This is a genomic window from Sphingomonas faeni, from assembly GCF_023195535.1.
Classification (GTDB): Bacteria; Pseudomonadota; Alphaproteobacteria; order Sphingomonadales; family Sphingomonadaceae; genus Sphingomonas; species Sphingomonas faeni_B.
The window spans coordinates 147373-159736 of record NZ_JALPNF010000006.1 but is presented as its reverse complement, the minus strand read 5'-3'; the positions used below and the strand labels follow the sequence as shown (position 1 = coordinate 159736).

Sequence of the window (12364 nt, the reverse complement as noted above, 5' to 3'; positions counted from 1 at the left end):
ACCGCCCTTTTCTGTTCCAAACCGCGCCGTGGCGAAGCCACGTCGTCGGACGGTGCCTGAGCACCGCCGGCCGGTCTCGTTATACTCAACTCAGCGCGAGTAGAACTCGACGACCAGGTTCGGCTCCATCTTCACCGGATAAGGCACTTCGTCGAGCGTCGGGACGCGCGTGAAGGTAACCTTGGCCGCACCGTCGGGAGCGACGTAGTCGGGGATCTCGCGCTCGGCGAGGCTCTGCGCTTCCATGACCAGCGCCATTTCCTGCGCCTTCGAACCAAGCGTGATCTCGTCGCCGACGAAGCAGCGACGCGAGGCGATGTTGCACTTCACGCCGTTGACGCGGATGTGGCCGTGCGAGACGATCTGGCGAGCGGCGAAGATCGTCGGCGCGAACTTTGCGCGGTAGACGATCATGTCGAGGCGCTGCTCGAGCAGGCCGATGAGGTTCTGCGAGGTATCGCCCTTCAGACGCGCAGCCTCATGGTAGCACGCACGGAACTGCTTCTCGGTCACGTCGCCGTAATAGCCCTTGAGCTTCTGCTTGGCGCGCAGCTGGATACCGAAATCGCTGACCTTGCCCTTGCGGCGCTGGCCGTGCTGGCCCGGGCCGTATTCGCGCTTGTTGACCGGCGACTTGGGACGACCCCAGATGTTCTCGCCCATACGGCGATCGAGTTTGTACTTCGCGCTTTGACGCTTCGACATAGTATAACCTTTGCAAATGCAAACAACGTTGGTCCCGGTATCGCTCTGCTGGTCGTCGTTAAGACCCAAAGGTCCGGACAAGGCAGGGCCACCGCTTCACCGGGGTGCAGGGCCATTGCGAAGGCGGGCGCCTAGACGGAGGGGGCGCCAGAGTCAAGCTCGGCGGTCATGCTGGACAGGGTGCGAGAGGGTCGGCAAGAGACCGCGATGACTATCCTATCCGGCCCCGATTGCACCACCATGACCGAGGTCCGCGCAGGCGTCGACGCGCTCGACCGCGACTTGGTTGCGCTGCTCGCCAAGCGCTTCGCATACATGGACGCCGCCGCGCGCATCAAGCCGGAGCGCGGGCATGTGCGCGACGAGGCGCGGAAGACTCAGGTGATCGAGAATGCGCGGGCGGAGGCGGTAAGGTTGGGGCTGCCGGACGCGGTCATAGCGGACTTGTGGGAGGTCTTGGTCGAAGCCTCGATCGCGTATGAGCTAGCTGCGTTCGACCGGCGCTAAAACGTCCGACAAGCCCCAAACCCCACCCCGTCCACCCACCCCGTTCGTGCTGAGCGAAGTCGAAGCACCTTCGCTTGGGGCACACCCTTCGACTTCGCTCAGGGCGAACGGAGGCTGGTGGGTCAGTCGGGGATCAGACCCGCGGCCTCTTCCCCGCCAGCGACGACAGCACCCCGCGGAGGGTCCGGATCTCCTGGCTCGACCAGCCCGGCTTGGTCAGCAGCGTGCGGAGAGTCCGCCGCGTCGACTGCATCTTGTCGGGCAGGTGGAAGAACCCCGCCCTCATCAGCATAGCATCGAGCTGCCCGATCATCCCGTCGAGCTCCTCCTGCGGTGCGGGCGGCATGATCGGGTTGATCGACGGCTGCGACAGTTCGCGCTCGGCGGTGAGGCCTTTCGACCATTCATAGGCGACCAGGATCACCGCCTGGGCGAGGTTGAGCGATCCGAATTCCGGATTGATCGGCACGGTGATGATCGTCCGCGCCACCGCGACGTCGTCGGTTTCGAGGCCCGAGCGCTCGGGCCCGAACAGGATCGCGGAGCGGCCGGGGGCGGCGTGGATCTCGGTCGCGGCCTGTTCGGGGGTCACGACCGGCTTGGTCACGCCGCGCTTGCGGACCGTCGTGGCATACACCTGCGCGCAGTCGGCGGTGGCGGCGGCGACGCTGTCGTACACCTGCGCGTCCTGGAGAACGATGTCGGCACCGCTGGCGGCGGGGCCGGCGGAGGGGTTGGGCCAGCCGTCCCGCGGGGAGACGAGACGCATTTCGGTGAGCCCGAAGTTGAGCATGGCGCGCGCGGCCTTGCCGATGTTCTCGCCGAGCTGGGGGCGGACGAGGACGATGACGGGGGGTGGAGTCAAAGCGCCAGCCATGCTTGCCCCATCCGGGAGCACTTCGCTGCCGCCAGCCGCGTCCGTACCAATCATGTATTCGTCAATCACGTCGCCAAATCCACCAATCTCGCCAAGCTCATCAAATTCGTCGTGCTCGGCCAATCCATCGTGCTCGGCCAAACCATCCCGCTCACCCACCCCACCCCGTTCGTCCTGAGTAGGGGCTGAGCGAAGCCGAAGACCCGTATCGAAGGATTTGCGCGCGAGAAAGCGCACCGCCTCCCAATCGCCCGCCGCCAATGCTTCTTTCTTCGCGCGGCTCCATCCCTTTAGCTGGCGTTCCGCCTCAAGTGCTTCGATCCGGCTCGGAAAATCCTGCGCCCATATCAGCGTCACCGGGCGCCGGTTGTGGGTGTATCCCGGCAACTCACCGTGCTGGTGCTGCGCGATCCGGCGTTCAAGCGCGTCGGTGTGGCCGATGTAGTAGCTGCCGTCGGAACAGCGGAGCATGTAGGCGTAAAAGCTCATGCAACCTGTCCTTCGATACGGGCCTTCGCCGGGCTCAGTCCCTACTCAGAACGAACGGAAGGGGATGGACCACAGGTACAGGAAGGGTGGCCTACCTGCCAGGGGCGTCGCGAAAGGCTCGGACTTCCCCCCCTTCCGTTCGTCCCGAGTAGCGATCGAGCGAAGTCGAGAGCGTGTATCGAAGGACAGCCCCAGATCACTCCGCCCGCCCAACCTCCTCGACACTCCCGGCAAAAGCCTCGAAGTCCTTAGCCTCGCTAAAATCCCGATACACACTCGCAAACCGGATATACGCGACCGAATCGAGCCCCTTGAGCCCGTCCATCACCATCTCGCCGATCCGCTTCGACGTGACATCATTCTCCCCCAGCGTCTCCAGCCGACGCTGGATCCCGCTCACGAGTTTCTCGATCCGCCCGGCCTCGATCGCTCGCTTCCGCATCGCAATCGACAACGACCGCAGCAGCTTCTCCCGGTCGAACGGCTCCCTGCGCCCCTCACTCTTCAACACGAACAGCTCGCGCAACTGGATACGCTCGAACGTCGTGAAACGCGCGGCGCACCCCTCGCACTGGCGCCGGCGTCGGATCGCCGCCCCATCTTCGGTGGGGCGGCTGTCCTTTACCTGGCTGTCTTCATGTCCGCAGAAGGGGCAGCGCATTCAGACCTTCTTCTTGCCCTTGTAATAGGCGTAGCCCGCGCCCGCGAGCGCGCCGAAGATCGGGCCGATCACCGGCACCGGGATCGCCACGACCGCGCCGAGTGCGCTCCACTTGGCCATGCTCTTGCCGAGGCCGGGGGTCGCCTTGATGTCGTTCTGGATGTCATCGATCTTCGACATGTCTTATCCTTGATAGATCGGGAAGCGTGCACACAGGGCCCGCACGCGGGTCCGAACGTCCGCCTCGACTTCCGGGTCCCCATGCTCGCCCTTTTTCGCGAGGCCGTCCAGCACGTCGGCGACCATGTTGCCGATCTCGCGGAACTCCGCCGGGCCGAAGCCGCGCGTCGTACCCGCGGGCGAACCGACGCGGATGCCGCTGGTCTTGACCGGCGGCAGCGGATCGTTGGGGATGCCGTTCTTGTTGCAGGTGATGCCTGCGCGCTCCAGCGCCTCGTCCGCATCGCGACCGGTGATGCCCAGCGGCGTGAGGTCGATCAGCGCGAGATGCGTGTCGGTGCCGCCCGAGACGACGTCCGAGCCACGCTCCTTGAGCGTTGCCGCCAGCACCTTCGCGTTCTCGACGACGGCCGCGATGTAGCTCTTGAAATCGGGCTGCAGCGCCTCGCCGAACGCAACCGCCTTCGCCGCGATCACATGCATCAGCGGCCCACCCTGAAGGCCCGGGAACACCGCCGAGTTGAACTTCTTCGCCAGCGCCTCGTCATTGGTCATGATCATGCCGCCGCGCGGGCCCCGCAGCGTCTTGTGCGTGGTGGTCGTCACGACATGCGCGTGGCCGAACGGCGTCGGGTGCAGGCCAGCCGCGACGATCCCGGCGAAATGCGCCATGTCGACCATGAAATACGCGCCGACCTTGTCCGCGATCGCCCGGAAGCGCGCAAAGTCGATCGTGCGTGGGTAGGCCGAACCGCCCGCGATGATCAGCTTAGGCTGATGCTCGACCGCCAGCGCCTCGACCTGGTCGTAGTCGATCAGGTGCGTGGTCGCATCGACGCCGTACTGGATCGCGTTGAACCACTTGCCCGACATCGCCGGCTTCGCGCCATGCGTCAGGTGACCGCCCGCATCGAGGCTCATGCCGAGGATCGTGTCGCCCGGCTTGACCAGCGCGAGCATCACCGCGCCGTTCGCCTGCGCGCCCGAATGCGGCTGCACGTTGACGAACCCGCAGCCGAAGATCTGCTTGGCGCGCTCGATCGCGAGCGTCTCGACCACGTCGGACGGCGCGCAGCCCTGGTAGTAACGCTTGCCCGGATAACCCTCGGCGTACTTGTTCGTGAACACCGAGCCCTGCGCCTCGAGCACCGCCTTCGAGACGATGTTCTCGGACGCGATCAGCTCGATCTGTGTCTGCTCACGTTCGAGTTCGGCCTCGACGCCGGCGAACACGGCGGCATCCGCATCGGCGAGAGTGCGCGTGAAAAAGCCGTCCGGCTGGACGTCGTGGAGTTCGCGCTGGAGGGTTTCGGGCTGGGTGCTCATGCGGGGACCTTTAACTTGTCGACACGGAGTTGATGACGGCCGCCGGCAAAATCGGCGGTGAGAAACGCTTCGACGCACGCCTTGGCCATTTCCTCGCCGATCAGGCGCGCGCCCATCGCGATGGCGTTGGCGTCGTTATGCACGCGCGCTAGGCTCGCCGACAGCGGTTCGGAGACGAGCGCGCAGCGGCAGGCGGAGTTACGGTTGGCGGCGATCGAAATGCCGATCCCGGAGCCACACAGCGCAATACCGCGTTCCGCGCTGCCATCGGCGATGGCAGACGCGAGCTTGTACCCGTAATCGGGATAATCGACGCTGGCGGTGCCCTCTGGCCCGAGATCGAGCACGTCATGCCCCATATCCCGCAACCACGTTGCGAGCACCGCTTTCAACGAAACGGCGGCGTGATCGGACGCGATGGCGATGCGCACCTGGCGTGTTCCTGTGACGGGAGATCGGGTGCCCAGCCCCTTACCGGCACGGGGCCGGATTTGCCACACCTGTTCGCAGCGGCTTCGTCATCCTGACAATTGTCAGGACGCAGAGTAACATAGCGCATCACCCGTGGCTCTGGGTCCTGACTTTCGTCAGGATGACGCGCTAAGGTCGGCATCCACGCTGAACGCCGACCGTGAAGGAGACGTCCATGAAAGCCCTCACTCTGCTCGCAACCGTAGCGCTCGCCGCCTGCTCGGGCGCCGCACCCGACACCAGCAGCGACGGCAACATGACGTCGGCAGGGTCAGTCGAGCGCAAAGCGACCGCACCCGCACCGCGCGACTATGCCGGCCGCTGGGTCGGGGTGGAGGGCATGGTCCTCGATATCGCCCACGCCGGCGCGCCCGGTCACTACGATCTGACGATGCAGTGGGACCTCGACCATAAGGGCACATTCGACGGCACCGCGAACGGCAGGACCATCACGTTCATCCGCAACGACATTCCCGAGACCCTGCGCCCGACCGACGGCGATGCGACCGGGCTCAAATATCTGTCCGGCAAATCCGACTGCCTCACCGTAAAGCCCGGCGAAGGCTATTGCCGCGACCGACTTAGCCGCTAGGTTCGCCGTCGTGACAACCGCACATCTGAACGCAGACGCCGCCCGCGCGCACCTCTCCGAAGTGCTGCTGCGTACCGGCCAGGAGGATCGCGAGGCATTTCGCGAACTCTATACGCTGACCAGCGCGAAGCTTTTCGGCATCACCCACCGTATCTGTGGCAACGCCCAAGCCGCGGAGGATGTGCTGCACGAGGTCTATCTCACGATCTGGAAACGCGCCGGTGCCTGGGAACCCGGCCGCGCGAGCCCGATAACCTGGTTGGCGACGATCGCGCGCAACCGCGCCATCGATTGGCAGCGCGCGCAGGGCGTCCGCCGTACCAGCCCGCTCGACGACGCGCCCGACATCGCCGACCCCGGCGAAGGGGCCGAAGCGGCGTTGCTCGCCAGCGAATCGTCACGTGAACTGATCGAATGCCTCGACAGCCTCGAACCGCAACAGCGCGACGCGATTCGTACCGCGTTCTTCGACGGCGTCACCTACGCCGAACTCGCGATCAAGCGCGCCGTGCCGCTGGGCACGATGAAGAGCTGGGTCCGCCGCGGTCTCGCGCGCCTGAAGGACTGTCTCGATGGCTGATTCGATCGCCGATACTGGCGTGCCCCAAGATGTGGCGGCCGCCGAACTCGCGCTCGGGCTGCTCGAAGGCGAAGAGCGGAGCGTGGCTCTGCGTCGCGTACTTGCCGAACCCGGTTTTGCCGCACAGGTCGAATGGTGGCGGTCGCGCCTGGCAGCGCTATTCGACCTGTGGCCCGAACGCGCCGCGCCGTCGCATATCGCCGAGCGGATCGAAGCGAGCCTCGACGGCGCGGCGATCGGCACGACGACACCCGCCAAGGCCAGCCGCTTCCCGTGGCCCGCGCTAACCGCCTTCACCAGCGCGATCGCGGCGTGCCTGCTGCTGTTCGTCATGCTCCGTCCTGAGCCGACCGTACCGGTGTCGCAACCGATTCCGGTCCCGCGACCGACCAGCGTGCTCGTTGCGATGCTGGGCGATGCGAAGTCGCCGATCGCGGCGATCTACGATCCTGCCAACGGCGCGCTCCGGGTCGCGGCGGGCCCCGGCGTCCCGCAGGCACGAGTCGCAGAGCTCTGGGTGATCGGCGGTGACGGCGTGCCGCATTCGCTCGGCCTGCTGTCGGGCCAGCCGACCGTACTGGCACCAAGGGGTGTCGACCGCGGTCGCATAGCCACCGGCGCTACGCTCGCCATCTCGGTCGAACCGATTGGCGGCTCGCCGACCGGCCTGCCGACCGGCCCGGTCGTCGCGACCGGCGTGGTCGCCCGCGTCTGATGCCCGTTTGATGCCCGTCTGATGACCACGCGACCTACCGCGACCGGCGGCATCCCGCCGATCGCGCGCCTGCTGGGATTGAGTGGCCTGCTCCCGCAACTCGCGGCGGTAGCGCTGCTGCTGAGCGGCGATCCGCAAAGTCGCTATTCCGCGCTGGCGATCGCCTACGCCTATGCCGCGATCATCCTGAGCTTCCTCGGCGGCCTCTGGTGGGGCCTCGCCGCGCGCACCGATTCACCGCCCCGCTGGCTCTGGTTCGCGAGCGTCGCCCCGTCGCTGATCGCGCTGGCGACCGCCTGGCCCTGGATGGTCGGCCTGCGCTGGCCCGGCCCGTCGCTGGTGGTGCTCGGTATCAGCTTGATCGGTGCATTGCTTGTCGACCGCGCGCTGGTCCGCGCCGGCCTCGCTCCGCCCGGCTGGATGGCCTTGCGCGTGCCCTTGTCGCTCGGCCTCGGCGTCCTGACATTGCTGGCCGCCGCGCTTTAAGGCCACGCCGTACGATTCGCTGGTTGGCTCGATTCATGGTACGAATCGGTCATGAATACATTCGCCGCGAGTCTCCGCACCGATCGGCAGGAAATGGCGCGTTTCACCACCGCCGAGTTCCTACGCATGGGTGAGTCCGGCGCGTTCGACGACATGAAAGTCGAACTGGTCGAAGGGGAACTCGTCCGGATGAACCCGCCCCAGTTTGCGCACGCGTCGCGCCAGGCCAAGATTGCCATTCGCCTGTCGCGTCTATTTGCTGAGTCGAGAATCGTTGGCGAGGCCGGCGTCGATCTGGGTAACGATACGGTGCTTGGTTGCGACGTCGCAGTTCTACGTACATCGGTTGAAGAAAACCGCCTGTTGCTCGCCGCCGACTTCCTGCTCGTCGTCGAAGTCGCGGAAACGTCGGTTGCGCGCGACACCACGATGAAGCGCTTCGCTTATGCGCGCGGCGGCATTCCGCATTACTGGGTCGTCGATGGCAGCAGATCCGTGGTCCACGTTTACGCCAAACCTGTGGAAGGCGATTATACGCGCTTCCATTCGGTTGGCTTTGGCGAAGCCCTCGACGTCCCCGGCACCGACGGCACCATCACGATCGACTAACTATCGCTGCCCCGCCTGGGCGGGACCAGCCTCAGGCAGCCTTGCGCAGATCCAGCCGGCTCCAGATCTCCACCAGCGCGTCGGTCAGTTCGCGCATCATCGCCTCGGTATGCGCAGGTCCCGGCGTGAAGCGCAGCCGCTCGGTGCCGCGCGGCACGGTCGGGTAGTTGATCGGCTGCACATACACGCCGTATTCGGCGAGCAGCACGTCGCTGATCTTCTTCGCCTTGACCGGGTCGCCGACCATCAGCGGCACGATATGCGTGTCGCCGATCATCACCGGCAGCCCGGCGTCCTTCAGCATCGCCTTGAGCATCGCAGCGGAAGCCTGCTGCCCCTCGCGCTCGACGCTCGACGCCTTCAGATGCCGAACGCTCGCGAGAACGCCAGCGACCAGCACCGGCGACAGCGAGGTCGTGAAGATGAATCCCGGCGCATAGGACCGGATGACGTCGACGATCGTGCGGTCGGCGGCGATATAGCCTCCCATCACGCCGAACGCCTTGCCCAGCGTACCCTCGAGAATCGTGATCCGGTGCGCGACCTCGTCCCGCTCCGAGATGCCGCCGCCACGCGCGCCGTACATCCCGACCGCATGGACTTCGTCGCAATAGGTCAGCGCGTTGTACCGGTCGGCGAGATCGCACACCGCGGAGATCGGCGCGATGTCGCCCTCCATCGAATACACGCTCTCGAACGCGATAAGCTTCGGCGCGGCAGGGTCTTCCGCGGCCAGCAATTCTTCCAGATGCGCGAGATCGTTGTGGCGGAACACGCGCTTCTCGCAGCCCGAGTTGCGAATCCCCGCGATCATCGACGCGTGGTTCAGTTCGTCCGAAAAGATGATGCAGCCCGGCAGCACCTTCGCCAAGGTCGCCAAGGTCGCCTCGTTCGAGACGTACCCGCTCGTGAACAGCAAAGCCGCTTCCTTGCCGTGCAGGTCGGCGAGTTCGCCCTCCAGATCGACATGGTAATGCGTGTTGCCGCCGATGTTGCGCGTGCCGCCCGAGCCCGCGCCGACGTCGTGCAGCGCCTCTTCCATCGCCGCGATCACCTTGGGATGCTGGCCCATCGCGAGATAATCGTTCGAGCACCACACCGTGATCGGCTTCGGCCCGTTATGCCCGGCAAAACAACGCGCGTTCGGAAACGCACCCTTGTTGCGGAGGATGTCGATGAACACGCGGTAGCGCCCCTCGGCATGCAACCGGTCGATCGCCTGCGTGAACACGCGCGAATAATCGACTCGCGGACCACTAATGCCGTCCGTTGCCGTTTTGCCGTCGATAATCATGGCCTTGGGCACTACGCCTCACTTTCACTCAGTTCCAGCGTAATACCGCTCTTACGGTGATCGCTTTCCTCGTCCTGGCAGCACATTGCCACGATGCGCGCCCGAAGCAAGATGCCACATTGTCCCAGGTTAACGCCTAAAGCTGCTCAATCGTGGTGAACCCACGTGCCGCCAGGGCGGGTCCTAGCGCATGTTCGTCTTCCCCCAACCGAGTGAAGACCGCGACACCCTCGCCCGCTCCCGACCATGATTCGCCCTGCATCAGGTGAACGATCCGTCGCGCGATGCCGGGACCGCCGTCGACGAACCGCACCCCGGGCGCCGCCGCGGCCAACTCTGCCTCGACCAGCGGGAAGTGCGTGCAGGCGTTGACGATCACATCGATCCGATCGCCGCCGGGTTGTGAAAACAGCCCGTCGAGCACCGCCGCATAACGCTCCGGCGCCACCGCCCGCCCGTGCAGCTTGGCCTCCGCCATCTCGACCAATGCCGCCGAGCCGTAGCGCAGCACCGTGCAATCGCCCGCGAACCGCGCCGCCAGATCATCGACATACGCCTGCCGCACGGTTGCCTCGGTCCCCAGCACGCCGATCGTCCGCATGACCGACAGCGCGGCAGCGGGCTTGATCGCCGGCACCGTCCCGACCACTGGCAAATCGAGCGCCGCGCGCACCACCGGCAACGCGATCGTCGAGGCGGTGTTGCACGCGATCACGATCAACCGCGGCCGATACCGCTCCGCCAGCCGGCCCAGCAACACCGGCACGCGGGCGGCGATCTCGACCTCGCTCTTCGTGCCGTAGGGAAACCCGGCCGAGTCGGCGGCGTAGACGAACGGCGCATCCGGAAGTGCGGCGCGCGCCGGACCGACGATCGACAACCCGCCGACACCGGAATCGAAGAACAGAATGGGGCGCGTGTCCATCCATGCGCCTTAGGACGGAACGCCTTAGGCAAACCAGAGCCTTCCCCCCGTCATCCTGACGAAAGTCAGGACCCAGGGTTGCAAGCGTTGTCCTCCGTGGCTCTGGGTCCTGACTTTCGTCAGGATGACGGAGGGTGCTGTGAGGTCGGCACCCGCTCGACGCCATTTGCCGTCAGCCCCGCGTCGTTTATAAGCGCCCTCGGAACGGGGGACATACTTGCAGACGGAAATTCTCTGGGTCGCGCCCACGCTATCGCTCGTGCTCAGCTATCTGCTCGGCTCGATCCCGTTCGGCGTCATCCTCACGCGGCTCGGCGGCGCAGGCGATCTGCGGACGATCGGCTCGGGCAACATCGGCGCCACCAACGTATTGCGCACCGGACGGAAGGGTCTCGCCGCCGCCACGCTGCTGCTCGACATGGCCAAGGGCGCGGTCGCCGTCCTGCTGGTCGCACACCTGTTCCCCGGCAACGCGCTGCTGGCCGCGGCCGGTGCATTCATCGGCCATTGCTACCCGGTCTGGCTGAAGTTCAAGGGCGGGAAGGGCGTCGCCACGCTGATGGGGATCGTCGTCGCGCTCTACTGGCCGCTCGGATTGGTCTACGCGGTCGTCTGGCTGGGCCTTCTGGCGGGCCTTCGCATATCCTCGGTCGCCGGCATGGCCGCCGCGCTCAGCGCGCCGTTTGCCGCCGCGCTGTTCGGTCGTTTCGACCTAGTCCTGCTCCTCCTCGCACTAGCGCTGATCGTCTTATGGAAGCACCGTGAGAACGTCGAGCGTCTGTTCTCGGGCACCGAGCCGCGGATCGGCTCCAGCCGGAAAACGAGTGGCTGACCCGACGGTCTCACGTCTTCGGCTCATCCGCACGACCGGGATCGGACCGGTCACCTATCGCCAGCTCATCGCCCGCTTCGGCAGCGCGGACGCCGCCATCGAGGCGCTCCCGATGCTCGCCCAACGCGGCGGCGGACGCAGCCCCCGGATCGCCGAGGCGGCGCTGGCCGAACGCGAAATCACCGCAACCGCGAAACTCGGCGCGCGTTACCTCTTCCTCGACGACGCCGAGTATCCCCGCCTGCTCGCCGAGATCGAGACGGCGCCCCCAGCGCTGATCTTCCGCGGCGACCTCACCCACGCCACCCGCCCCTGCATCGCCATGGTCGGCGCGCGCAATGCGTCCGCCGCCGCGTGCCGCTTTGCGAGACAATTGGCGCTGCAACTCGCCGAAGAAGGCACGACGATCGTCTCCGGCCTAGCCCGCGGCATCGACACCGCCGCCCATATCGGCGCGCTCGGCGCGGGCTCCAGCGGCGGCACGATCGGCGTGATCGCCAGCGGCATCGACATCGCCTACCCGCCCGACAACACCGCGTTGCAGGAGCGCGTCGCCACCGAAGGCCTCCTGCTCGCCGAACAGCCCCCCGGCACCGAGCCGAAAGCGCGCAATTTCCCCTCGCGCAACCGCATCATCGCGGGCCTCGCGATCGGTACCGTGGTGGTCGAGGCCGTCCCGAAATCCGGCTCGCTGATCACCGCGCGCCTCGCCAACGAATCCGGCCGCGAAGTCATGGCCGTCCCCGGCAGCCCGCTCGATCCCCGCGCGCAAGGCTGCAACCTGCTGATCCGCGAAGGCGCCACGCTGGTGCAGTCCGCCGGCGACATCCTCGAACAGATCCGCCCGTTCGACCCGCGCTCGGTCCGTTCGCCGATCGACGCCTATGCAGGCTCCCCCGCCGAAGACGCGACCGATACCGACCGGTGCCGGATCACCGACCTGCTCGGCCCCGTCCCCGTCGCGATCGACGAACTCATCCGCCAGTCGCGCCTGAGCCCCGCCGTCGTCCACACGGTGCTATTGGAACTCGAACTCGCCGGCCGCCTCGACCGCCACGCCGGCGGCCGCGCCAGCCTGACCTGATCGGTAAGACTGATCCTCCCCCGCCAGGGGG

The 12364-nt window shown here is 66.3% G+C and carries 16 protein-coding genes; 8 read left to right on the top strand and 8 right to left on the bottom strand.

Translation table 11 applies throughout. From position 1 onward, the window contains the following. Positions 1 to 90: 90 nt before the first annotated feature. Entirely contained in the window at positions 91 to 705 is a 615-nt protein-coding gene (gene rpsD / locus SPHN_RS12975; protein WP_056017869.1) for a 30S ribosomal protein S4, read from the bottom strand. A 207-nt stretch (positions 706 to 912) separates the two neighbouring features. Between rpsD and SPHN_RS12970 the strand changes: the two genes are divergently transcribed. After that, positions 913 to 1212, top strand: a complete 300-nt coding sequence (locus tag SPHN_RS12970; RefSeq protein WP_248523911.1) for a chorismate mutase — start codon at positions 913 to 915, stop codon at positions 1210 to 1212. Positions 1213 to 1345: 133 nt separating this feature from the next. Here SPHN_RS12970 and SPHN_RS12965 read toward each other — a convergent pair whose 3' ends face one another. The 5 genes from SPHN_RS12965 to rpiB all read right to left on the bottom strand — a co-directional run bounded on the left by SPHN_RS12965 (position 1346) and on the right by rpiB (position 5176). Further along, complete coding sequence (locus SPHN_RS12965; RefSeq protein ID WP_248523909.1) at positions 1346 to 2578, bottom strand: TrmH family RNA methyltransferase; 1233 nt, start codon at positions 2576 to 2578, stop codon at positions 1346 to 1348. Between the two features lie 196 nt (positions 2579 to 2774). Further along, complete coding sequence (gene nrdR, locus SPHN_RS12960; RefSeq protein WP_248523907.1) at positions 2775 to 3239, bottom strand: transcriptional regulator NrdR; 465 nt, start codon at positions 3237 to 3239, stop codon at positions 2775 to 2777. Then, entirely contained in the window at positions 3240 to 3419 is a 180-nt protein-coding gene (locus SPHN_RS12955) for a hypothetical protein (RefSeq protein ID WP_031394946.1), read from the bottom strand. A gap of 3 nt (positions 3420 to 3422) precedes the next feature. Next, the gene (gene glyA, locus SPHN_RS12950; protein ID WP_248523905.1) at positions 3423 to 4745 is read right to left on the bottom strand and encodes a serine hydroxymethyltransferase; all 1323 of its coding nucleotides are present in this window, start codon (positions 4743 to 4745) and stop codon (positions 3423 to 3425) included. Beyond that, positions 4742 to 5176: a ribose 5-phosphate isomerase B gene (gene rpiB, locus SPHN_RS12945; RefSeq protein ID WP_248523903.1), complete on the bottom strand. Its 435-nt coding sequence runs from the start codon at positions 5174 to 5176 to the stop codon at positions 4742 to 4744. Before rpiB ends, glyA begins: the two co-directional genes overlap by 4 nt. A gap of 215 nt (positions 5177 to 5391) precedes the next feature. On the opposite strand from rpiB, the gene SPHN_RS12940 reads away from it, so the two are divergent. From SPHN_RS12940 to SPHN_RS12920, 5 genes are all read left to right on the top strand, one after another. Then, entirely contained in the window at positions 5392 to 5808 is a 417-nt protein-coding gene (locus SPHN_RS12940; protein ID WP_248523901.1) for a hypothetical protein, read from the top strand. A gap of 10 nt (positions 5809 to 5818) precedes the next feature. Further along, complete coding sequence (locus SPHN_RS12935; RefSeq protein ID WP_248523899.1) at positions 5819 to 6388, top strand: sigma-70 family RNA polymerase sigma factor; 570 nt, start codon at positions 5819 to 5821, stop codon at positions 6386 to 6388. After that, the gene (locus tag SPHN_RS12930) at positions 6381 to 7103 is read left to right on the top strand and encodes an anti-sigma factor (protein ID WP_248523898.1); all 723 of its coding nucleotides are present in this window, start codon (positions 6381 to 6383) and stop codon (positions 7101 to 7103) included. The genes SPHN_RS12935 and SPHN_RS12930 overlap by 8 nt, the downstream gene beginning before the upstream one ends. 21 nt (positions 7104 to 7124) lie before the next feature. Beyond that, positions 7125 to 7589: a DUF3429 domain-containing protein gene (locus SPHN_RS12925; protein WP_248523896.1), complete on the top strand. Its 465-nt coding sequence runs from the start codon at positions 7125 to 7127 to the stop codon at positions 7587 to 7589. A gap of 93 nt (positions 7590 to 7682) precedes the next feature. Further along, positions 7683 to 8198 carry a Uma2 family endonuclease gene (locus SPHN_RS12920; protein WP_248523894.1) on the top strand — a complete coding sequence of 172 codons (516 nt, stop codon included), beginning with the start codon at positions 7683 to 7685 and terminating at the stop codon, positions 8196 to 8198. Positions 8199 to 8229: 31 nt separating this feature from the next. Here the strand turns inward: SPHN_RS12920 and hemA are convergent, their stop codons facing one another. Both hemA and murI read right to left on the bottom strand, forming a co-directional pair. Continuing rightward, on the bottom strand, positions 8230 to 9492 hold the full coding sequence (gene hemA / locus SPHN_RS12915) for a 5-aminolevulinate synthase (RefSeq protein WP_248524039.1): 1263 nt from the start codon (positions 9490 to 9492) through the stop codon (positions 8230 to 8232). 136 nt (positions 9493 to 9628) lie between these two features. Continuing rightward, positions 9629 to 10417 (bottom strand): glutamate racemase, encoded by a 789-nt coding sequence (gene murI, locus SPHN_RS12910; RefSeq protein ID WP_248523891.1) that lies wholly within the window; start codon positions 10415 to 10417, stop codon positions 9629 to 9631. Positions 10418 to 10634: 217 nt separating this feature from the next. On the opposite strand from murI, the gene plsY reads away from it, so the two are divergent. Together plsY and dprA are read left to right on the top strand one after the other, a co-directional pair. Beyond that, positions 10635 to 11249 carry a glycerol-3-phosphate 1-O-acyltransferase PlsY gene (plsY, locus tag SPHN_RS12905; RefSeq protein WP_248523889.1) on the top strand — a complete coding sequence of 205 codons (615 nt, stop codon included), beginning with the start codon at positions 10635 to 10637 and terminating at the stop codon, positions 11247 to 11249. Continuing rightward, positions 11242 to 12333 carry a DNA-processing protein DprA gene (dprA, locus tag SPHN_RS12900; RefSeq protein WP_248523886.1) on the top strand — a complete coding sequence of 364 codons (1092 nt, stop codon included), beginning with the start codon at positions 11242 to 11244 and terminating at the stop codon, positions 12331 to 12333. Before plsY ends, dprA begins: the two co-directional genes overlap by 8 nt. Positions 12334 to 12364: the final 31 nt, after the last annotated feature.